This is a genomic window from Thalassococcus sp. BH17M4-6 (assembly GCF_049323015.1).
Lineage (GTDB): Bacteria > Pseudomonadota > Alphaproteobacteria > Rhodobacterales > Rhodobacteraceae > Puniceibacterium.
Genome location: NZ_JBMPGU010000002.1, coordinates 14,357 through 35,697, shown reverse-complemented (window position 1 = coordinate 35,697; position 21,341 = coordinate 14,357). Strand labels below are relative to the sequence as shown.

Here is a 21,341-nt window from a genome sequence, read left to right as displayed (position 1 = left end):
CACATGGACATTCGCCAGATCACCCCCCGCTATCACGTCTCGCCGCAAATCTCGGTCGAGGATGTGCCCGCCTTGCGCGAGGCGGGCATCACCCGGGTGATCTGCAACCGCCCGGATGGCGAAGTGCCGTCATCGCATCAGGCCGACGCCATCGGTCAGGCGGTGCGGGATGCGGGGCTGGAGTTCGAGCAGCTGCCGCTGACCCACACCACCATGACGCCGGAAAACGTGGCCAGGCAGTTGGAGATGGTCGAGGCCGCAGGCGGGCCGGTGCTGGCCTACTGCGCCTCGGGCACCCGCTGTTCGGTGATCTGGTCGCTGGGTCAGGTCGGCCAGCAGACCACCGACGAGATTCTGAGCACGGTCGCCCGGGCAGGCTATGATCTTGAAGGGTTGCGCCCGACTCTGGACGCGCTGGCCAGCAAGGGCTGACGCCCCGGCGGACACTCACCCGCTGCTGTCCTCCAGGACACCCGCATCGAAATCGCCCAAGCCAAAATCATCGTCTGCCCCATCAAAATCAAGCGGCGGCAGATCGGGCACGTCTTCATCCTCCGGCTCTGGGGGCGGCGGCGCGGGCGCGGGGTCTGGCACGGCCGGTTCGGGCAGCGCGGCCCTGGGCGGGGTGTCATCCTCGGTCTCGGGCGATGGCGCGGGGCGGGGAATTTGCGGCAACGTCAGGCGCAAGGCGCGCAATCCGTTCATCTGCCCCAGCCGTCCGCGCGCCACCCGGTGACCGCCGCCCGCGATCAGTTCGGCCTTGTCCAGCGCATCGCCCGGCAGCGGCACCAGATCGCCGGGCTTCAGCCCGCTGATCTGGTTCAGGGGCAGCCGTAGTCGGCAAAGCACCGCCTCGACCTGCGCGGGCACCAGCATCAGCCGGTCGGCATGCTTGCCGGGGGTGTCCGTCGCGTCCTCCTCCGCCACCGTTGGCGTGGCGGCACGTTCCGGCAGGATGATCTGCAGCACGCCGTGGCGGCGGCCATTGGCCAGATCGGCGCTGACGCGAAAGGCCCGGTATTCCGCCGCTTCGAGCATCAGACCGGCGGTGCGCGCATCCTCGACCAGTGCGCCGAAGCGAAAACCGCTGAGCTGAGACAGCAGCGGATTGCCTTTCAGGTTCTCCTCGAATCGCTGCAGCGTGCCGTCGATGAGCGGCGCCATCATCGCGGCATCGGTGGCGGTCAGCGGGCGGTCGTCGACCGGCATGGTCGTCACCTGCGAAATGGTCTGCACCTCGATCAGCCCGGTCATCAGGCTGCGGTCGACCGACACCAGGCCAACCGCCCCGTCTGGCCCGTCCAGCACGATGATCAGGTCATCGGCACCCAGGGCGGTCAGGCAACCGTCCTGATCCAGCATCTCCTGCCGTACCGTCTGCACCACCAGCGCCAGATCCCACAGCACGTCCGCCGTGCGCGACACCGCCCGGCGCAGCGCCTTGGCGGTGGACATGGTGCGCGCCTCGAACGCGCGGCGGGATGCGCTGGCCTTCTGGCCCAGAACATCGTGTCGTGCGGTGTTACCCATCGTGGTCTTGCATGTCCTTGCCCCTCATCCTTCAGGGTTATGGGCAAGATTGGTTACCAACCGCTTTAACCCGCCGAGGATTGTTGCGCCCGATCGGCGGCAAAGCCGCACGGCGCGGCCTATTTCGCGCTTTGCTTTCGGCGGCAATGGCTCTACCCCTCGCGGCATGAGAACACTTTTTCTTGGCGATGTGATGGGCCGCGCGGGGCGGGCTGCGATCACCGACCACCTGCCCCGGCTGCGGACCGACTGGAAGCTCGATTTCGTCGTGGTGAACGGCGAAAACGCGTCGAACGGCGCGGGGCTCAGCGCCGATCACGCCCGCACGCTGCTGGCGGCGGGTGCCGATTGCCTGACGCTGGGCGATCATGCCTTTGACCAGAAGGACATGATGGGGTTCATCGACAGCGAACCGCGCATCCTGCGGCCGCTGAACTTTGCCAAACAGGCGCCCGGTCGCGGGCACCGGCTCTTTACCGATGCGCGCGGGCGCAAGGTTCTGGTCTGCCAGGTTTTGGGCCAGGTGTTCATGAAACGCGCCTTCGACGATCCGTTTTCGGCCGTCGACGCGGTGCTGCGGGCGCACCCCCTGGGCGGACAGGCGCAGATGATCCTGGTCGATATGCATTGCGAGGCGACCAGCGAAAAGATGGGCATGGGCCATTTCTGCGACGGGCGCGCCAGCCTTGTGGTGGGCACGCACACCCATGTGCCCACCGCCGACGCGCAGATCCTGCCCGGCGGCACGGCGTTTCAAAGCGATGCGGGCATGTGTGGCGACTACAATTCGGTCATCGGCATGGACAAGGCCGAGCCGATGCGCCGCTTTGTCACCGGCATGGGCAAGGGCCGGTTTCAGCCCGCCTTGGGCGAGGCGACGCTGTCGGGCGTGCTGGTTGAAACCGATGACCGCACCGGCAAGGCGCAGAGCATCCGCATGATCCGCCACGGCGGTCGGCTTGAGCCTGCTGCCCCATGAAGGCGCTGCTGCTGCCCGTGGGCGCTCTGATCGTGATCGGCGCGGCCTGGGGCGCGACGCAGCCACTGGCCAAGATCGCGGTGAGCGAAGGCTACCGGCATTTCGGACTGCTGTTCTGGCAGCTTCTGATCGGGTCGGTCGTGTTGGGGGCGATCACCTTTGCCCGTGGCAAATCCCTGCCCCACGCCCCGCGACACCTGCGGCTTTACGCTGTCATCGCGCTCGTCGGCACCGTTCTGCCGGGCATCGCCTCCTATTCCGCCGCGGTGCACCTGCCGTCAGGCATCCTGTCGATCCTCCTTAGTTCCGTGCCGATGCTCGCCTTTCCCGTCGCACTTGCCATGGGCAACGATCATTTCCGCTGGCGGCGTCTGGCCGGGCTTTGCCTTGGCCTTTTTGGCGTGGCCCTGCTGGTTTTGCCAGACAGCGTCCTGCCCGACCCGACCAAGACGATCTGGATTCCGGTGGCGCTGATCTCGTCGGCCTTCTACGCGTTCGAGGGGAACTATGTCGCGCGCTACGGCACCGAGGGGCTGGGCCCGATCCAGACCCTCTTTGGCGCGTCGGTGGTCGGCACCGTCCTGGTCCTGCCCATGGCGCTGGTCTCGGGCCAGTTCATCGACCCGCGTGGGCCGTGGTCGGCGCCCGACTGGGCGCTTGTCGCCTCGTCGCTGCTGCATGCGGGGGCCTATTCCGGCTATGTCTGGCTGGTCGGGCTCGCGGGGTCGGTCTTTGCGGTGCAGGTCAGCTATTTCGTGACGCTTTTCGGCGTGACCTGGGCCATGCTGTTCCTGAACGAGGCCTATGCGCCGCTGATCTGGGCAGCGCTGGCGCTGATGCTGGCCGGGCTGGCGCTGGTTCAGCCCAAGCCCCGCGCGCCGCTTGTGGATGCCGGGCCGGTCGGTCAGAATACCGCTTGTTGAGCATAAAGGGCAGCCGGATCAGATGCAGTTCATCGAATTGAGCCAGACCGCGCAGGCTCTGATCACCATTGCGGTCGTCGGGGGGATGTTCGCGCTTTTCGTGCGCGAGACCTACCCGACCGAGGTGGTGGCCATCGGTGGCGCGGCGGTGCTGCTGGCGCTGGGGGTGCTGCCCTATGGCGCCGCGCTCGAGGTGCTGTCCAATCCCGCGCCCTGGACCATCGCGGCAATGTTCATCGTCATGGGCGCGCTGGTGCGCACGGGGGCGCTGGATGCCTTTACCACCGTCGCGCAAAGCCAGGTGCAAAAGCGCCCGGTGACGGCAATGGCGGGAATCATGCTGGTCGTGGTCATCGCCTCGGCCTTCATGAACAACACGCCCGTCGTGGTGGTGATGCTGCCGATCTTCGTGCAACTGGCCAAATCGCTGGGCGTTGCGCCGTCCAAGCTTTTGATTCCGCTCAGTTACGCGGCGATCCTGGGCGGCACGACGACGCTGATCGGTACTTCGACCAACCTGCTGGTCGATGGTGTGGCGCGCACAAAGGGGCTGGAGCCTTTCACCATCTTCGAAGTCACGCCGCTGGCGATCATCCTTGTCATCGGCGGGATGATCTATCTGGCCATTGCCGGGCGCTATCTGCTGCCCGACCGCACCAGCATGGCGGGGATGCTGTCGGACCGCAGCCGGATGAAATTCTTCACCGAGGCCGTGATCCCGCCTGAAAGCAACCTGATCGGCCGCGAGGTGTTGAGCGTGCAGCTTTTCAAGCGCGAAGGCGTACGGCTGATCGACGTGATCCGCGGCGACGAATCCCTGCGGCGCAACCTTTCGGGCGTGACCCTGCAGGTCGGCGACCGGGTCGTGCTGCGCACCCAGATGACCGAACTTCTGAGCCTTCAAAGCAACAAGCAGCTCAAGCGCGTGGATCAGGTCAGCGCGGTCGAAACCACGACGGTCGAGGTGCTGATCACCCCCGGCTGCCGCATGGTCGGACGCAGCCTGGGCGCGCTGCGTCTGCGGCGCCGGTTCGGCGTCTATCCGCTGGCCGTGCACCGGCGCAACCAGAACATCGGGCGGCAGCTGGACGAACTGGTGGTCCGCGTCGGCGATACGCTGCTGCTGGAAGGCGCGCCCGCAGATATCCGCCGCCTGGCCGAGGAAATGGCCCTTGTCGACGTCTCGCAACCCTCGGCCCGGGCCTACCGGCGCGGCCATGCGCCGATTGCGCTGGGGGCGCTGGCGGGCATCGTGATCCTGTCGACCATCGGTGTGGCGCCGATCCTGGCGCTGGCGGTGATCGCCGTCGCGGTGGTGCTGCTGACCCGCTGCATCGACGCGGACGAGGCGTTTTCCTATGTCGAGGGGCAGCTTCTGGCGCTGATCTTCGCGATGCTGGCCATCGGGGCGGCGCTCGAATCCTCGGGCGCGGTGGAACTCATCGTGGGTGCCATCGCACCGGCTTTGGAAAGCCTGCCGCATGTGCTGGTGGTGGCGGCGGTCTTCGTGCTGACCTCGACCCTGACAGAGCTGGTCAGCAACAACGCCGTCGCGGTGGTAGTGACCCCAATCGCCATCGCGCTGGCGCAGGCCATCGGCGTCGATCCGCGCCCGCTGGTGGTGGCGGTGATGGTCGCGGCCTCGTGCAGCTTTGCCACCCCGATCGGCTATCAGACCAACACCATGGTCTACGGCCCGGGCGGCTACCGCTTCAGCGATTTCCTGCGGATCGGGATCCCGATGAACCTGACCATCGGCGTGCTCGCGTCGGTGATGATCCCGATCCTCTGGCCGCTCTGACGACCCCGCGGGGCGCGCCCCTCAGTACGGCATCGGATGCGCCATGTGAGTGGTGTCCAGCGCCTCGAGCAAGTCGTTGGACAGGGTGACATCGGCGGCGCCGAGCATGTGGCGCAGCTGGTCCATCGTTGTCGCGCCAAAGATCGAAGAGGCCACGAAGGGCCGCCGCGCCGACCACGCCAGTGCCATATGGATCGGGTCGATGCCGAAATCGGCGGCGACTTTCAGATAGGCCTCGACCGCCGGAAAGGCGCGGGCCGACTTGCGGCCGCCCAGATCGCCGTTGATCGACATGCGCGAGCCGTCGGGCACCGCACCGTTCTGGTATTTCCCGGTCAGAAGCCCCGCCGCCAGCGGCGAGAACGGCAAGAGGCCGACATCCTCGTTGACCATCAGCTCGGCCAGATCGGTGTCGGCCATCCGGCACATCAGCGAATACTCGTTCTGGATCGACGCGACGCGCGGGCCGCCGGTTTCTTCGGCGATGCGCAGCCACATCGCCGTGCCCCAGGTGCTTTCGTTGGACAGGCCAAAGTGCCGGATCGTGCCCCGCTCGACCTCGCGCGCCAGCGCCCCCAGCGCGTCGTGCATGTGCTGCACCGTGACGGCGCGGTCCTGCCCTGACGGATCAAAGCGCCAGTTCTTGCGGAACATGTAGGACCCGCGATTGGGCCAGTGGAACTGGTAAAGGTCGATCACATCGGTCTTGAGCCGCTTCAATGACGCCTCGATGCAGCGCGGGATCGACTCTGCGCTGATCGGCTCGCCGTCGCGGGCGATGCTGCCCTCGCCGGAATGCTTGGTCGCCAGCACCCAGTCGTCGCGCCGCCCGGTCCTGGCGAACCAGTCGCCCAGGATTTCCTCGGTCAGGCCGACGGTTTCCTTGCGGATGGGGTTCACCGGGTACATCTCGGCCGCGTCGATGAAGTTGATGCCCGCGTCCAGCGCCAGCGTCATCTGGGCATGCGCCTCGTCGGCCTTGGTCTGGGTGCCGAAGGTCATGGTGCCCAGGCAAAGTTCGGAAACCTGCACCCCGGTGCGGCCCAGCGGGTTCATTTTCATCTGCGATCTTCCTTGTTGCTTGGCGGCAACCTAACCGCGCCGCGCGGCCTTGCAAGCCCTGCGCCGGAAATCGAAGGTCAGGGCTCAGACCTGCACGCCCTGCCCGATATCGGTGGGCGCAACCGCCACCGATTTCAGCACCGCGTGGCAGGCGGTGCCGGGCCTCAGCCCCAGGGCATCGGCGCTGCGCCGGGTGATCCGCGCCAGAAGCCGGTCGTCACCGGCCTGCAACTGAACGATCACCCCCGGCCCATCGCCCCGGCGCAGGGTCAGGACGGTCACCGGCAGGATGTTCAGCGCCGAGATCCCGCGCGGCGCTTCGGTCGCCAGCATCACGTCCTGCGCCAGAATGCGCACCCGCAGGTCGCTGCCGACCTGCGCCTCGACCTGCGGCAGGCACAGCACGCCGCCGGACACCTGCAATTCGGTCACGCCGTCATCGGCATGGCGCAGCACCCGCGCCTGCAGCACCGCGCCTGCGTCGCGCAGGCCCATGACCCGGACCAGCCCCGGATCGGCAAGGATATCGCCCGCAGGCCCGGCCTGCATGACCTTGCCATCGTCGAGCGCCACCACGTGGGTCGCCAGCCGCGCCACCTCGGCCATGTTGTGGCTGACGTAAAGGATCGGCACGCCGGCCTCTGTGCGCAGGCGTTCGAGGTAGGGCAGGATATCGGCCTTGCGCCCGCCATCCAGCGCGGCCAGCGGTTCGTCCATCAACAGCATCGCCGGATCGGCCAGCAGCGCCCGCCCGATGGCGACGCGCTGCGCCTCGCCCCCCGAAAGCGCGCCGGGCCGGCGGTCCAGCAGCGCGTCCAGCCCCAGAAGGTCGACGATCCGGTCCAGCCCGTCGTCCGACGCCCTGCCCTGCACCCGGCGGGCATACAGCAGGTTATTGCGGACCGTCAGATGCGGGAAGAGCCGCGCCTCCTGAAACACATAGCCCAGCTTCCGCCGGTGCACCGGGACATGCGTCCGCGATGCCGCATCGAAAAGCACACGCTCGCCCAGCGTGATCCGCCCGGCCTTGGGGCGCAGCAGCCCGGCCACCGCATTGATGACAGACGTCTTGCCCGAACCCGAGCGGCCAAACAGCACCGTGACGCCGTCCGGGGCATCGAACTGCACATCGAGGGCAAAGCTGCCCAGCCGGTGGCGGATATCGACGCTCAGGCTCATTTGCCCGCGATCCGGCGCGCCACGCGGCGGGCCAGCCATTCCGACAGCGCCAGCGCCGCCATGGCGATGCCCACCGACACCAGCACCAGCCGCAGCGCCGAGTCTTCGCCGCCCGGAACTTGCAGAAAGGCATAGATCGCCGACGGGACGGTTTGGGTCTGGCCGGGGATATTCGATACGAAGGTGATGGTCGCACCAAACTCGCCCATTGCCTTGGCAAAGGCCAGCACCGCCCCCGCAATCACGCCCGGCGCGATCAGCGGCAGGGTCACGGTGGTGAAGACGCGCAGCCGCGATGCGCCCAGCGTGGCGGCCGCATCCTCAAGCTTGGGATCGACCGCCTCGATCGCCAGCCGCATGGCGCGGACCATCAGCGGAAAGGCCATGATCGCGGCGGCCAGCGCCGCACCGGTCCAGCGAAACGCCAGCACGATGCCGAACCAGTCAGCCAGCAGACTGCCCACCGGGCCGCGCCGCCCGAAGGTCAAGAGCAGCAGGTAACCGGTCACCACCGGCGGCAGGATCAGCGGCAGATGCACCAGCCCGTTGAGCACCTGCCGCCCGGGAAAGCGGCCTCGCGCCAGCAACATCGCCACACCCAGGCCCACGGGCAACGACGCCAACGTTGCCCAGAACGCGACCTTCAGCGACAGCGCCACCGCCTGCCATTCCTCTGGGCCCAGAAATTCCATGCCTGATGCTCTAACCTACCCGGGCGGCGCGACAAAGCCATGATCGGCCCAGATCCGCCCGGCCTCGGGTCCTGCCAGCCAGTCCAGAAAGGCCGCCGCCGCATCGGGCACCGGGGTCTCTGCCGTCACGGCCGCGGGATAGCGGATCGGCGGGTGGCTTTGGGGCGGAAAGGTGCCGAGCACATGCACGCGCGGCTCGGCGGCGGCGTCGGTGGCATAGACGATGCCAAGCGGCGTCTCGCCCAGCGCCACGAGCGCCAGGGCGGCGCGCACGTTGTCAGCCTGCGCTACATGCGGGGCGAGACTCTCCCACTGGCCCAGCCAGACCAGCGCTGCCTTGCCGTAGAGGCCCGCGGGCACCGCATCGACCAGCGCCATGGCCAGTCGTGCCTCATGTGGCAGCAGTGCCGCGATGTCGGTCTTGGCCGTGATCGCGCGCGGGGCTATCCGCGCCCCGCCATGGCCGACAAGCACAAGGCTGTTGCCGATCAGGTCGCGCCGGGTGTCGGCGCGGATCAACTCACGTTCCTGCAGCCAGTCCATCCAGCCGGGATGGGCCGAGATATAAAGGTCCGCCGGAGCGCCCGCCGCGATCTGCCGCGCCAGCGCGGAACTGCCCGCAGGCACCAGCGTGACCACATCGCCGGTCTCGTCCTGCCAGAGATCGGCCGCCTCGCGCAGCGCGTCGCCAAGGCTCGCGGCGGCAAACACGGTCAGCCGTTCCGCCTGCGCGGTGCCCGCCAGTGCCAGCACCACGATCAACGCCATCAGCCTTGCGATCATCCCCGCCCTTTCCTTCCGCCTGCGCCTTGGTGGCAAAGCGGGGCGAAAGGCGCAACAGGTCTTTGGTCTGCCCCGTTGCCGCAACGGTCCATCCGGGTGCGGCGGAAATCTCAAGATTTCCGATCCGTTTTCCTCGAGGAAAACGGCCCACCCCGCCAAGGTGCTCAAAACGACGGATCAAAGGTCGCATCCCGCCTTGCCACGCCGCGCCCTTCATGCCCTAAAGCGGGCATGCGCCTGCCCCTGTCCTTTGCGGCCCTGTTCCTGTCGGTCATCCTGCTGCAGCTCAGTTCGGGCGGCGTGGGTCCGCTTGACGCGATTTCAGGCTTTGCACTTGGCTTTACCAGCGCCGAAATCGGGCTGCTGGGGTCGGCGCATTTCGTCGGCTTCTTCGTGGGCTGCTGGTTCGCGCCGCGGCTGATGGGGTCGGTGGGCCACGCCCGCGCCTTCGCCGCCTTCACCGCAACCGGGGCCATCGGATTGCTGGCGCATATGCTGATCCTCGACGCCTATGCCTGGGCCTTGATGCGCGTGGCCTCGGGCCTTTGCGTCGCGGGGTGCTACACGGTGATCGAGGCGTGGATGCAGGCCAAGGTTACGAACGAGACTCGCGGCCGCGCGATGGGCAGCTACCGGGTGGCGGATATGGGCGCGTCGCTGGTGGCGCAACTTCTGATCGGGGTGCTGGAGCCTGCGCATTACGTCAGCTACAACATCCTGGCGCTGCTGTGCTGTGCGGCGATCCTGCCGCTGGCGCTGACCACATCGCCGCAGCCCGAAACGCCCACCGCCCCGCGCCTGCGCCCGCGTCTGGCCGTTGACCGCTCACCCCTCGCCGCCGCCGGGGTGATCGTCGCGGCGCTGAGTTCGGCAAGTTTCCGCATGGTCGGCCCGGTCTACGGTCAGGGCGTCGGCCTCGACGTCGATCAGATCGCCATCTTCCTGGCCGCCTTCGTGGCGGGCGGTGCGCTCTCGCAATATCCCGTCGGCTGGCTGGCCGACAAATTCGACCGCCGCTGGGTGCTCATCTGGCTGTCGGGGGCGGCGATCCTCAGCTGTACCGCCACCGCGATGATGACCGGGCTGGATACGCTGGGGATCCTGCTGATGGCCGGGCTCTTCGGCCTGACGACCTTTCCGATCTATTCGGTGGCCGCCGCCCATGCGCATGACTTTGCCGCCGATTCCGAGCGGGTGGAGCTCTCGGCGGCACTGATGTTCTGGTACGCGGTAGGGGCCATCGCGGCACCCTACGTGGCCTCGGTGCTGATGACGGCTTTCGGCCCGCCCGCGCTCTTTGTGCTGATCGCCGCGGGCCATGCGGTGCTGGTGGTCTTTGGCCTTGTCCGGATGCGCGCGCGCCCCGCGGCAGCGGATCGCACGCCCTACGTCTATGCCCCGCGCACCTCTTTCCTGATCGGGCGCCTGATGGGCCGCGCCCGCGACAGGGACTGACGGCCGCGCCCACTGGCCAGCGCCCGCCACATCCGCTAAAGCACTCGAAACGCACGCACGCGGGACGACCCATATGGCACGCCACCTCATCACCTCTGCCATTCCCTATATCAACGGGATCAAGCACCTTGGTAACCTCGTGGGCTCTCAGTTGCCCGCCGATCTGTTCGCCCGCTACCTGCGCGCGCGCGGGCACGAGGTGCTGTTTCTATGCGCCACCGACGAACACGGCACCCCCGCAGAACTGGCCGCCGCAAAGGCAGGCCAGCCGGTGGCCGAATACTGCCGCGAAATGCACGCCGTTCAGGCGGAAATCGCCAAGGGCTTCCGCCTCAGCTTCGATCACTTCGGGCGGTCCTCCAGTCCGCAGAACCACGCGCTGACCCAGCATTTCGCCGGGGTGCTGGCCGATCGCGGCCTGATCCGCGAGGTGAGCGAGACACAAATGTATTCGCCCACTGACGGGCGTTATCTGCCCGACCGGTATATCGAAGGCACCTGCCCCAACTGCGGGTTCGAGAGCGCCCGCGGCGATCAATGCGACAACTGCACCAAGCAGCTCGACCCCGTCGATCTGATCAACCCGCATTCCACCGTTTCGGGCGCCACCGACCTGGAAATGCGCGACACCAAGCACCTTTACCTGCGCCAGTCGCAGATGCGCGATGAATTGCAGGCCTGGATCGACACCAAGACCGACTGGCCGGTGCTCACCACCTCGATCGCAAAGAAATGGCTCAACGACGGCGACGGGCTGCAGGATCGCGGCATCACCCGGGATCTGGACTGGGGCGTGCCGGTCAAGCGCGGCGATCAGGATTGGCCGGGGATGGAAGGCAAGGTCTTCTACGTCTGGTTCGATGCTCCCATCGAATACATCGCCTGCGCGCAGGAATGGGTCGATGCGGGCAAGGGCACCGACTGGGCCCGCTGGTGGCGCACCGACAAGGGGGCCGACGACGTGTGCTACACGCAGTTCATGGGCAAGGACAACGTGCCGTTTCACACGCTGTCATTCCCGGTGACGATCCTGGGATCAGGCGAGCCATGGAAGCTGGTCGATTACATCAAGAGCTTCAATTACCTCAATTACGAAGGCGGCCAGTTCAGCACCTCGCGCGGGCGCGGCGTGTTCATGGATCAGGCCCTGGACATCCTGCCTGCGGACTACTGGCGCTGGTGGCTGCTGAGCCATGCGCCCGAATCCTCGGACGCCGAATTCACCTGGGAGAATTTCCAGTCGTCGGTGAACAAGGATCTCGCCGATGTGTTGGGCAACTTCGCCAGCCGCGTGACCAAGTTCTGCCGCTCCAAGTTCGGCGAGGCGGTGCCCGAGGGCGGCGCATGGGGGCCGCATGAACGCCAGCTGATCAACGACATTCAGAACGGGTTCGACGCCTATCAGACATTGATGGACGGTATCGAGGTGCGCAAATCCGCGGCGGCGCTGCGGGAAATGTGGGCCGACGGCAACCAGTACCTGCAAGAGGTCGCGCCCTGGACCACGATCAAGACCGACCCCGAGGCCGCCGCGATGCAGATCCGGCTGGCGCTGAACCTCATCCGGTTCTACGCGATCATCTCTGCGCCCTTCATCCCCGACGCCTCGGCCGAACTGCTGGCGGCGATGAAGGCGGAGAACGCAGGCTGGCCCGACGATGTGGAGTCCGCTTTGACCGCCCTGCCCGAAGGCCATGCCTTCGACGTGCCCGAGGTCACCTTCCGCAAGATCACCGACGCGGAGCGCGAAGACTGGCAGGCCCGGTTCTCGGGCACCCGCTGATCACCGGAATAGCCGCCCGGCGCTGTCGCCGGTCGCAACGCGGCCCATGTCGACGGCGTGCAGTTCCTGCGCCAGTTCTATGGCCAGCGCGGTCCGCTCCAGCGCCGACTTGGGAAAATCCGCCCCCGACTCGGCCCCCAGCCGCGCCTCCTCGACCGGGCCGCTTGCCGTCCAGGGCATGTCCCGGCTGTAATGGCGGTCTTTCACGGCCCTGAAATACGCGAAATCCGCGGGCCGCCGGTGCGGCAGGCCCAGATCGCCCTCGATCGCCGCCAGCCCGGCATCGAGGTCACTTTCATCCATGTTGAGCGTGATCACGCGGTCGAATGCCAGATCCCAGACCGGGTGGTACTGCGCGCGCAGATGCACGTTCGCCGCGCTCGGGGTGACCAGCGCCTGGCCGCGCAGATGGGCTCCGAATTCGCGCAGCGACACGCCCGTCGCGGCGGTGTCGCGGCCCAGCGCCGCATCCAGGTCCGCGCGCAGAAACCCTGTGCGCAGGGCATGGCGAAAGATCGACACCAGCCGCTTTTGCGGCGCGCGGGTGATGCGGATCATCGTGTGCCCCGCCCCGCCACTGTCCAGAAGCCGCGTCGCCGCCACGCGGTAGCTGCGGCTGCGGTAATAGACCTTGCCACGGAATTCGTGCGGCCAGGGGTCGAAATAGGCCGCCGCGTCGACCAGCCCCTCCTGCGCCAGAAACCAGGTCAGCACATGGGTGCAGGCCGATTTGGGCGACCAGGAAACAACCACCGGCAAATCTGCGAACACCAGGGGGCGCGGGTCGTCGAACAGCATCCCCTCGCCACGAACCGCGGGGATGAGGCCGTCACCGGTACGGGCGCGGGGTTGGGGGGGCATGAGCGCGGGTTCCTTCGCCAAGGGCATCAGCGCCCACTTGTCCGAAGGCGGGCAGGCCATGTCAACCCGCGCCTCAGGGCCCCGGCGACGCCGCCCGCACCGCGCAAAAACGCCGGACCCCGCAGGGCCCGGCGTTTTTCGGATCAAACCAGCGTGGCCCGTGGCCACACAATCGGATCACGCAGCTCCGGCGATCTCGACCAGTTCGATGTCAAAGGTCAGGTCCTTGCCCGCCAGCGGATGGTTGGCATCCAGCGTCACCTCGGCATCGGTCACCTCGACCACGGTCACCGGCATCACCTGCCCGGTCGGAGTCTGCACCTGCAGCTGCGTGCCGGGATCAAGCGGAATGTCGGCGGGAATCTCGGCGCGCGGCACCGCCTGGCGTGCCTCGGGGTTGGGCTGGCCGTAAGCGTCGTCCGCGACGATCTCGACGGTTTTCTTGTCGCCCACGGTCATGCCGGGGATCGCCTTGTCGAGGCCGGGGATGATCTGGCCCGAGCCCACTTCGAACTCAAGCGGGTCGCGGCCCGCGCTGGAATCGAAGGTGCTGCCGTCGGACAGTGTTCCGGTATAGTGAATGCGTACGGTGTCACCCGTTTTGACTTCGGTCATGTGGATATCCAGTTCTGTTGGGAATGGGTTGCTTTCAGAGGCCGCGCGGCGCGCGGGTTCTCTCGCTCTGGACAGAGTCTAAGCATGGCAGACCCAAAATGCAAACCGGGGCGCCGTGGCTGTGGTCTTTGCCCTTTCGCCCGGGCGTTTCGCATGCCACCCTGCGGCCAGTCGCAAGGGGGACGTCATGCCGATCACCACCTGTATCTTCGACGCCTACGGCACGCTGTTCGACGTCGCCGCCGCCGCGCGGGTGGCCGCGGGCGAGCCCGGGCGCGACGCGCTGAAGGCGGTCTGGACCAGGCTGGCCGAGGATTGGCGGCTCAAGCAGTTGCAATACACCTGGCTGCGCGCCATCACGCACGAGCATACGCCGTTCTGGAACGTAACCATGGACGGACTTGACTGGGCGATGGAGCGTCACGGGCTGAGTGGCGACGCAGAGCTGCGCGAGCGGCTTTTGGCGCTTTACTGGGAACTGGCGGCCTATCCCGAGGTGCCCAAAATGCTGGCCACGCTCAAGGCGCAAGGCAAGGTCTGCGCGATCCTGTCCAACGGCAGCCCCGACATGCTTGACGGTGCGGTCGAAAGCGCGGGCATCAGCACCTACCTCGACGCGGTGCTGTCGGTCGAGGATGTGGGCATCTTCAAACCGGACGCGCGGGTCTATGACATGGTCGGCGCGCGCTTTGGCTGCGACCGGTCAGAGGTGCTCTTCGTCAGTTCCAACGGCTGGGACGCGGCCGGGGCTGCGGGCTACGGCTTTGCCACCGCCTGGGTCAACCGCGCAGGCGATCCGGTGGACCGCCTGCCCCACCACCCGCAACACGTCCTGACAGATCTGTCCACCATACCGGAGCTTGCCGCCTGATGCCGCATTTCACCACGTCCGACGGCCTATCGCTGCACTATACCGACGACGGCGCCGGCTTGCCGGTGCTCTGCCTCGCGGGCCTCACCCGCGACGGGCACGATTTCGACGATGTCGCGCCCCATCTGACCGATGTGCGGCTCATCCGGCTGGATTACCGCGGGCGCGGCCAGTCCGACACCGCCCCGTACCAGACCTACACCATCCCCGTCGAAGGCCGCGATGCACTGGAACTGCTGGACCATCTGGGGATCGACAAGGCCGCGGTTCTGGGCACCTCGCGCGGCGGGCTGATCGCGATGCTGCTGGCCGCCACCGCCAAGAACCGGCTGCGCGGTGTCGCGCTCAACGACATCGGGCCAGAAATTGCCGAAGCCGGGCTTGAGGTCATCAAGAACTACATCGGCAACAACCCGATCTGGAAAACCCATGACGAGGCCGCCGCCGCCTTTGCCCTGCAACCGGCCTTTCCGGGTGTTCCGGCAGCGCGCTGGCAGGCGGTGTCGCGCAGGCTGTTCCGGGAAACCGAAAATGGCCTGCAGATCACCTATGATCCGAAGCTGCGCGACGCGGTTCTGGAATCCGGCGCGCAGCCCGCGCCCGATCTCTGGCCGCTTTTCGATGCCATGGAGGGCCTGCCGCTTTGCGCCCTGCGCGGGGCCAATTCCGATCTGCTGAGCGCGGCGACCTTCGCCGAAATGCAGCGTCGGCGGCCCGACATGATCGCCGCCGAGATCCCGGATCGCGGCCACATCCCGTTTCTGGACGAACCGGAGGCGCTCGCCGCGCTGAACGCCTGGCTGGACAGCATGCGCTGACCAGGCGGACGCAAGGAACAGGACCCCGCCCATGAACATCGACATGATCGACGCCGCCGCCCAACGCCTGCAGGGGCATGTCCGGCGCACGCCGCTGCTGTCTTCGCCGTTTCTGGACGACATCGCCGGGCGCCGGGTGCTGGTCAAACCCGAATGCCTGCAGCACACCGGCAGCTTCAAGTTTCGCGGCGGCTGGTCGGCGGTATCGGCGCTGGACCCGCAGGTGCGCGCCCGCGGGGTCATCGCCTTTTCATCGGGCAATCATGCGCAAGGCGTGGCGCTGGCGGCGCGCAGCCACGGCGTGCCCGCGGTCATCATCATGCCCAAGGATGCGCCGCGCGCCAAGATCGACGGCACACGCGCGCTGGGGGCCGAGGTGGTGCTTTACGACCGCGCGACCGAGGATCGCGACGCCATCGGCGCACAGCTCTCGGCAAAGCGGCAGCTGACACTGATCAAGCCATTCGATGAGCCGCAGGTCATCGCCGGCCAAGGGACCACGGGGCTCGAGATCGCGGCGCAGGCGGCGGAGGTGGGGGTGAGCACAGCCGATGTAATCGTCTGCTGCGGCGGCGGCGGGCTGACCTCGGGCATCGCGCTGGCGCTCGAAGCGCGCGCACCGGGGCTGCGGGTGCGGCCGGCGGAACCCAAGGGCTTTGACGACGTCGCTCGCTCGCTCGCCGCGGGGGAAATCCTGTCGAACACGGCCCCACCGTCCGGGCTCTGCGATGCCATCCTGACGCCGCACCCCGGTGATCTGACCTTTCCGATCATGGCGCGGCTCTGCGGTCCGGGGCTGGTGGTGACAGAGGATGAGGCGCAGCACGCCATGGCGCTGGCCTTCCGCCACCTGCGCGTCGTGGCCGAACCGGGCGGCGCGGTGGCGCTGGCGGCGGCGCTGTTTCACGGCGACGAGATCACCGGCGATGCGGTCATCGTGACAATCTCGGGCGGGAATGTCGATGCGGATATCTTTGCCACCGCCTTGCAGCGGTTCCCGGTCTGACGCGGAGCGCGATCAGTCCTCGGGGATGCTGAAGACCTGCCCGGGATAGATCAGGTCCGGGTCGCGGATGCTGTCGCGGTTGGCCTCGAACACCCGGACATAGGCGATGCCTTCGCCGTAGCGATCCCGCGCGATGGCCCACAGCGTGTTGCCCGGCTGGACCGTGACCGCCTGCACAGGCGCATCGGGGGTCAGCGCCGCCGCGGCGGCCAGCACCGACCGGGCTTCGCGCAGGAACGGGCTTTCGACGCGCGAGGTGACGCTGCCGTCGGGGGCGAGTTCATCCACCCGCAGCGTATAGGTGCCGGTCTCCACATTCGGCAGCGCCACGCGCCAGCGCCCGTCGGCGCGGATGCGCGAGGTGGTGATCGGTTTGTTGTCCAGGTAGATGCGCACGCTGTCCTGCCCCGCGCCCCGCCCGGTCAGGACCACGTCGCCGTCATCCTCATAGGTGATGGCATCCAGCGCGACGCGGCTTGTGGCCTCGGGCCTGGGGGTGTCGCCGTCGGGCGATTGCAGCACCTCGACGCCAGAGGCGCGCGACAGCAGCACCGCCGGGGCACTGGCCTGCGGGGCCGGGTCAGAGGGCGCGGTCACAGGCCCGGGGGCCGTGCCTGCTGCGACGGTATCCGGGGCGGCGGGTGCGGCGCTGTCCGCAGACGGGGCGTCACTCGCAAGCGTGGTTTGCGCAGGCTCTGACGCCGGATCGGGCGCGTCGGGTTCGCGGGGGCCTTCGCGTGCGGGCGACGGGGCCTGCGACAGCCGCTGATCGGGTGTGGCCGTGGCCAGGGCGCCCGACTGCGGCATCGGCGGCTGTGCGGCGAGTATCGGCGCGATGATCACCTGATCAGCCGAGGTAACGACCCCCGCCTTCGCGGTCATGCGCAGGGTCAGAACTCGGGCGGCAGCGCTTTGCGGCAGGCTCAGAAAGCTCACGAAACGGCCGTCGTCGTCGGACACGACGCTGTCCTGCGGCTCCCCGTCCAGCAGGATTTCCACCGCGCTGGCAGCGGCAGCCGCCCCGGCGACCAGCGTCGTGCCGTCCTGTTCGACCCGCACAAGATCGAATTTAGGCGCGTCCAGATCGGCCTCGGGGTCCGGTGCCTCATTCGCTTCCGTCGCGGGCGGTGCGCGCTCTGCGACTGAAAGGGCCGCAACCTCTTCTTCGGCAGGCGGCGCGTTGTCGGCAGAGGTGGCCGAAACGGCGGGGGTCTCGTTTTCTTGCGTGGCCACGACCGATCCCGTGCCCGTTTCTGGCGCGTCGGTGGTTTCTGTGTCGTCCCGCGAGGTGCTGCCGCTCTCTGCCTGCGGGGGCGTGACCGGCGCGGCAGCGATGTCTGCGTCTGCCTGCGCGCCGGGATCATCGCCGGTCGGCGGGGCGGCGACAGGCGCGGCCGCGGTCCTGTCGCTGTCGGGACCCTCGGTGTCTTGCTCTGGCTGAGAAGGCACAACCGGCGCAGCGGCGGTTTGCGCGGAAGGCTCGGAAACGGCGGGAGCGGTTGAAGCGGTGGTGTCCGGCGCGGAATCGCCTTGAGTGACCGGATCAGACGCAGGTGCATCCACGGCAACTGTGGGCGGCGCCTCCGCCTCGGGTGTTCCCGTCAGGCGGTTCGTCGCGTAAAGCCCGACGACGATCACCGCCACCGCGGCGGCGCCCCCCAGGGCCATACCGACCGGACCACCAGCCCATGCGAATTTGCTCATCCCATACCTTCGATCACCGGGCCGCAGCCTGAGACATCCCCCGATGCGCATCAGCCCTGTTGAGCGTGTATAGCAAGGGCGCTATCAGGGGTCAAAATTCCAATCCCGTCAGGACCCCGCCCCATGTCGATGAAATCCATCTGTGTCTATTGCGGATCGCGCGCCGGGGTCGATCCCGCCTACACCCAGGAGGCCGAAGCCCTGGGCCGCCTGATCGCGCAGGAAGGCTGGCGGCTGGTCTATGGCGCGGGGGACGTGGGCCTTATGGGCAGCGTCGCGCGCGCAGCTCAGGCGGACGGCGCGGACACCTTCGGCGTGATCCCCCAGCACCTTGTCGACTGGGAGGTCGGCAAGACCGACCTCACCCGATATGTCGTCACCGAGACGATGCACGAACGCAAGAAGGTCATGCTGATGAACGCCGATGCGGTGGTGGTCATGCCGGGCGGCGCCGGATCGCTGGACGAATTCTTCGAAGTGCTGACATGGCGGCAGCTGCGGCTGCACCAGAAACCCATCCTGCTGATGAATGTCGCTGGCTATTGGGATCCGCTGAGCGCGCTCATGGAACATATCGTCGCCCAGGGTTTCGCCGAAGCGTCGCTGCTCGACTACGTTCAGACCTGCGGCGGTGCGGCGGCGGCGATGGAGGCCCTGCGCCGCGCCCTTTCCTGACGGATCGACGCCAGCGAATAGATCGCAAGCGCCGCCCAGATGAGCGCGAAGGCAATGGCGTTGACCGGTCCGAAGGGTTCGCCGAAGACCACGACGGCGCAGAAGAACTGCAGCGTCGGGTTGATGTACTGCAGCAGTCCCACGGTCGTCAGCGCCACCCGCTGCGACGCAAAGGAAAACAGGATCAGCGGGATCGCCGTCAGCGGCCCCGACAGCATCAGCAGCCCGCTGGTCCAGAGATCATGGCCGAAGGCCGATGCCGTCCCCTGCCCGTGCTGATACCACAGCCAGCCGACGGCCAGCGGCGACAGGATCAGCACCTCGGCCGTGACCGAAACGACCGCCCCTGTGGCGAGCCGTTTCTTGATCACCCCGTAAAGCCCGAAGGTGCTGGCCAGGGTCAGCGATATCCACGGCGGCACGCCCAGACCCACCGACAGCACCAGCACCGCCAGAACCGCCAGCGCCACCGCCCAACGCTGCGCGCGGCCCAGCCGTTCGCCGAAAAAGACCACGCCGAACAGCACCGCGACCAGCGGAAACATGTAATAGCCCAGAGAGGTTTCGGTTGTGCGGTTGATCTGCACCGAGAGGATGAACAGAAACCAGTTGGCCGAAATCAGCAGCCCCGCCAGCGCAAGAAGCGCGACGGACCGCCCGGTCGACAGGGCAAGGCGCAACGCCCCCAAACGGCGCTGCACCGCCAGCACCACGGCAAAGAACACCAGCGACCAGAGCGTCCGATGGGCCAGCACCTCGAACGGCGGAACGTGGGTCAGAAGCTTGTAGTAGAGTGGCGACAGGCCCCAGATCGTGCAGGCCCCGATCATCGCCATCACCCCGGCGCGTATCTCTTTCAAACTGGCTGCCCCCCTGTCGGGCCCGTCCTAGACCGCGCGGCGCGGGGCGGCAAGACGGGTCAGTGCCGACGGGTGTGCCACTGCCCGCTCGAATCAAGCAGGCACCGGTCCAGCGTGCGGGCCGGAAGCCGCCCGACCTGTTCGAAAAAGCCAAGGTAATCCAGAAGAACGTGCCCGCCGACGATCTGGCCCCGGCTCACCTGAAGGATCATGTGCACCCGGGCCGTGCCGCGCTGACCGGTCTGCCGGTCGGCGGCGATGAATTCGCCAAAGGTCGACACCCAGTCGCCATTCTCGACCGACGCCAGGGTCCGGTAGCTCAGCAGCCGGAACTGCGCCTGTACCATCCGGTGAAACCGCAGGAAGTCGTCAATGCCGTCAAGCGGCATATCCTCAAGCCCGGTCAGCGCGGCATTAGCCTGATACTCGCGGTCCAGATCCGAGACATCGTTGCCCACCCAGACGCGGGTCAGGAAGGCATCGATAAAGGATGTCAGCTCGGCCATATGCCCCTGCCATGCGCGATCCAACGGAACGCCATGTCCCGTCAGAGTTGTGGAGTCGTTTAAGGCACCGCCCTATTGGATCGTCCGGGGAATGACAATCCATCGGGGCGGAGTTCTGCCGGAGCATCCCGCCTGCCGTGGCGCGATGACAGGCACCCCTGGCCGCTTCCTTTTCAGAGCCGCGCCCAAAGCGCCACGCGGGCCCTGGACGGGGTATTGTCATTCTGCGCGACGGTGCCGCAATTGAGCAGGTTTTCCTCGTTGTCGATCTTTTGAATATCGAAAGCCCGCGCGCAGGCGGCGTCGATATGATAGATCGCCGCGCGCCGCTGTGCCTGGGTCATCGCCCAGGCGTGCCCGTCCGCCGCGGCCCGAGCCAAGTAAAGCAGCGTCTGGATGTCGTTCGGCCCGCCGATGTCCTGCCCCCTGCCATACCGCGCCGTGATCTGCTCTTGCAGCCGACCGCAGGCGCGTTTGCCGGCCTCGGTCATGCTGCCGTCGGTGCCTGCCGCCTGCGTCGCCACGCAGGACCGCCGCACCGTGTCGGCCAGCAGCACGACACCGTCGCGATAGGTGGCGGCGCCACGCCGGGCAATGGGGAAAAGTTCGCGGAAACGACTGACCAGCCCCACCAGCCCGGTCAGGTTGAGCGCCGCCAGATCCTCGGCGCTGGCGTCGAGGTCAAGATTGACGATCAACTCCTTGGACAGGAAATAAAGGTCGGATTGCACGTCGTAGGCCAGCGATTCAAAGGCGTAGGCCGTCGGCGTCCCCTCGTCCACCGGCGTGAGCGCGCAGCCACCGGCCGGCGCGCCGACAGTGCAACTGGCCGCGGCCTGTCGCAGTTCGGCCAAAGACCGGTAGGCGGCGTTGACCCGGTTGATCGCCGCAGCCGCCTGTGGCGCATCGGCAGAGGTTTCCAGCACCACGGGCGCCAGTACCATCAGCGACAGCAGATACCGGTCAAAGCGCTGTGCATGTGTGACGGCGGGAAACAGATGCTGGGAATATCCTCGCCCCACGACCCCCCCCGAAGAGTTCAGATCGTCCCGTACCAAATCGCACGCGGCGACGAGCATGGCGGCAGAGGCAAGAATAACCCTAAACATACGTTCCTCTTGATAAATTTCTTCAAGAAAAACGCAGCGGTCCGGCGCTGTCAACCGCAGACGAAAAAGCCCCGGGGGCGAACCCCGAGGCTTTATGATTGCTGCGCAGACCCCTCAGGGCCCGCGAAA

General features: G+C 67.3%; 21 protein-coding genes. 10 read left to right on the top strand and 11 right to left on the bottom strand.

The features are described from left to right. Positions 1-3: 3 nt before the first annotated feature. Positions 4-432, top strand: coding sequence for a TIGR01244 family sulfur transferase (locus ACOXXX_RS02595; RefSeq protein WP_422824987.1), 429 nt, complete (start codon positions 4-6; stop codon positions 430-432). A gap of 15 nt (positions 433-447) precedes the next feature. Here the strand turns inward: ACOXXX_RS02595 and ACOXXX_RS02590 are convergent, their stop codons facing one another. After that, a complete protein-coding gene (locus ACOXXX_RS02590) occupies positions 448-1,530 on the bottom strand; it encodes a FliM/FliN family flagellar motor C-terminal domain-containing protein (protein ID WP_422824986.1) in 1,083 nt (360 codons plus the stop codon). A gap of 166 nt (positions 1,531-1,696) precedes the next feature. Between ACOXXX_RS02590 and ACOXXX_RS02585 the strand changes: the two genes are divergently transcribed. The 3 genes from ACOXXX_RS02585 to ACOXXX_RS02575 are packed head-to-tail and all read left to right on the top strand — an operon-like array spanning position 1,697 to position 5,233. After that, a complete protein-coding gene (locus ACOXXX_RS02585; protein WP_422824985.1) occupies positions 1,697-2,509 on the top strand; it encodes a TIGR00282 family metallophosphoesterase in 813 nt (270 codons plus the stop codon). Next, entirely contained in the window at positions 2,506-3,432 is a 927-nt protein-coding gene (locus ACOXXX_RS02580; protein WP_422824984.1) for a DMT family transporter, read from the top strand. Before ACOXXX_RS02585 ends, ACOXXX_RS02580 begins: the two co-directional genes overlap by 4 nt. 22 nt (positions 3,433-3,454) lie before the next feature. Continuing rightward, a complete protein-coding gene (locus tag ACOXXX_RS02575) occupies positions 3,455-5,233 on the top strand; it encodes an SLC13 family permease (protein WP_422824983.1) in 1,779 nt (592 codons plus the stop codon). Between the two features lie 21 nt (positions 5,234-5,254). Here ACOXXX_RS02575 and ACOXXX_RS02570 read toward each other — a convergent pair whose 3' ends face one another. The 4 genes from ACOXXX_RS02570 to modA form a co-directional block, all read right to left on the bottom strand. Then, positions 5,255-6,295 carry an aldo/keto reductase gene (locus ACOXXX_RS02570; protein WP_422824982.1) on the bottom strand — a complete coding sequence of 347 codons (1,041 nt, stop codon included), beginning with the start codon at positions 6,293-6,295 and terminating at the stop codon, positions 5,255-5,257. An 84-nt stretch (positions 6,296-6,379) separates the two neighbouring features. Then, positions 6,380-7,474, bottom strand: coding sequence for a molybdenum ABC transporter ATP-binding protein (modC, locus tag ACOXXX_RS02565; protein ID WP_422824981.1), 1,095 nt, complete (start codon positions 7,472-7,474; stop codon positions 6,380-6,382). Continuing rightward, on the bottom strand, positions 7,471-8,166 hold the full coding sequence (gene modB / locus ACOXXX_RS02560; protein ID WP_422824980.1) for a molybdate ABC transporter permease subunit: 696 nt from the start codon (positions 8,164-8,166) through the stop codon (positions 7,471-7,473). The genes modC and modB overlap by 4 nt, the downstream gene beginning before the upstream one ends. Positions 8,167-8,181: 15 nt before the next feature. Then, complete coding sequence (gene modA / locus ACOXXX_RS02555) at positions 8,182-8,949, bottom strand: molybdate ABC transporter substrate-binding protein (protein WP_422824979.1); 768 nt, start codon at positions 8,947-8,949, stop codon at positions 8,182-8,184. Between the two features lie 231 nt (positions 8,950-9,180). Between modA and ACOXXX_RS02550 the strand changes: the two genes are divergently transcribed. Both ACOXXX_RS02550 and metG read left to right on the top strand, forming a co-directional pair. Then, positions 9,181-10,404 (top strand): MFS transporter, encoded by a 1,224-nt coding sequence (locus tag ACOXXX_RS02550; RefSeq protein ID WP_422824978.1) that lies wholly within the window; start codon positions 9,181-9,183, stop codon positions 10,402-10,404. A gap of 73 nt (positions 10,405-10,477) precedes the next feature. Then, the gene (gene metG / locus ACOXXX_RS02545) at positions 10,478-12,187 is read left to right on the top strand and encodes a methionine--tRNA ligase (RefSeq protein ID WP_422824977.1); all 1,710 of its coding nucleotides are present in this window, start codon (positions 10,478-10,480) and stop codon (positions 12,185-12,187) included. Here the strand turns inward: metG and ACOXXX_RS02540 are convergent, their stop codons facing one another. Both ACOXXX_RS02540 and ACOXXX_RS02535 read right to left on the bottom strand, forming a co-directional pair. Then, complete coding sequence (locus ACOXXX_RS02540) at positions 12,188-13,048, bottom strand: hypothetical protein (protein ID WP_422824976.1); 861 nt, start codon at positions 13,046-13,048, stop codon at positions 12,188-12,190. It lies immediately after the preceding gene. A 177-nt stretch (positions 13,049-13,225) separates the two neighbouring features. Then, positions 13,226-13,663 carry an FKBP-type peptidyl-prolyl cis-trans isomerase gene (locus ACOXXX_RS02535; RefSeq protein ID WP_422824975.1) on the bottom strand — a complete coding sequence of 146 codons (438 nt, stop codon included), beginning with the start codon at positions 13,661-13,663 and terminating at the stop codon, positions 13,226-13,228. Positions 13,664-13,850: 187 nt separating this feature from the next. Here ACOXXX_RS02535 and ACOXXX_RS02530 point away from each other — a divergent pair, with 187 nt between their 5' ends. Genes ACOXXX_RS02530 through ACOXXX_RS02520 form a run of 3 tightly spaced genes read left to right on the top strand, consistent with a single transcriptional unit; the run spans position 13,851 to position 16,358 of the window. After that, a complete protein-coding gene (locus ACOXXX_RS02530; RefSeq protein WP_422824974.1) occupies positions 13,851-14,534 on the top strand; it encodes a haloacid dehalogenase type II in 684 nt (227 codons plus the stop codon). Beyond that, a complete protein-coding gene (locus ACOXXX_RS02525) occupies positions 14,534-15,352 on the top strand; it encodes an alpha/beta fold hydrolase (protein ID WP_422824973.1) in 819 nt (272 codons plus the stop codon). Before ACOXXX_RS02530 ends, ACOXXX_RS02525 begins: the two co-directional genes overlap by 1 nt. A gap of 31 nt (positions 15,353-15,383) precedes the next feature. Then, entirely contained in the window at positions 15,384-16,358 is a 975-nt protein-coding gene (locus tag ACOXXX_RS02520) for a threonine ammonia-lyase (protein WP_422824972.1), read from the top strand. A 12-nt stretch (positions 16,359-16,370) separates the two neighbouring features. On the opposite strand, the gene ACOXXX_RS02515 is transcribed toward ACOXXX_RS02520, so the two are convergent. Beyond that, entirely contained in the window at positions 16,371-18,062 is a 1,692-nt protein-coding gene (locus tag ACOXXX_RS02515) for a LysM peptidoglycan-binding domain-containing protein (protein ID WP_422824971.1), read from the bottom strand. Between the two features lie 123 nt (positions 18,063-18,185). Here ACOXXX_RS02515 and ACOXXX_RS02510 point away from each other — a divergent pair, with 123 nt between their 5' ends. Beyond that, complete coding sequence (locus tag ACOXXX_RS02510; RefSeq protein ID WP_422824970.1) at positions 18,186-18,737, top strand: TIGR00730 family Rossman fold protein; 552 nt, start codon at positions 18,186-18,188, stop codon at positions 18,735-18,737. On the opposite strand, the gene rarD is transcribed toward ACOXXX_RS02510, so the two are convergent. From rarD to ACOXXX_RS02495, 3 genes are all read right to left on the bottom strand, one after another. Beyond that, the gene (rarD, locus tag ACOXXX_RS02505) at positions 18,680-19,597 is read right to left on the bottom strand and encodes an EamA family transporter RarD (RefSeq protein ID WP_422824969.1); all 918 of its coding nucleotides are present in this window, start codon (positions 19,595-19,597) and stop codon (positions 18,680-18,682) included. The genes ACOXXX_RS02510 and rarD overlap by 58 nt on opposite strands. 59 nt (positions 19,598-19,656) lie before the next feature. Then, complete coding sequence (locus ACOXXX_RS02500; protein ID WP_422824968.1) at positions 19,657-20,103, bottom strand: nuclear transport factor 2 family protein; 447 nt, start codon at positions 20,101-20,103, stop codon at positions 19,657-19,659. Between the two features lie 173 nt (positions 20,104-20,276). Then, positions 20,277-21,212, bottom strand: coding sequence for a hypothetical protein (locus tag ACOXXX_RS02495; RefSeq protein WP_422824967.1), 936 nt, complete (start codon positions 21,210-21,212; stop codon positions 20,277-20,279). Positions 21,213-21,341: the final 129 nt, after the last annotated feature.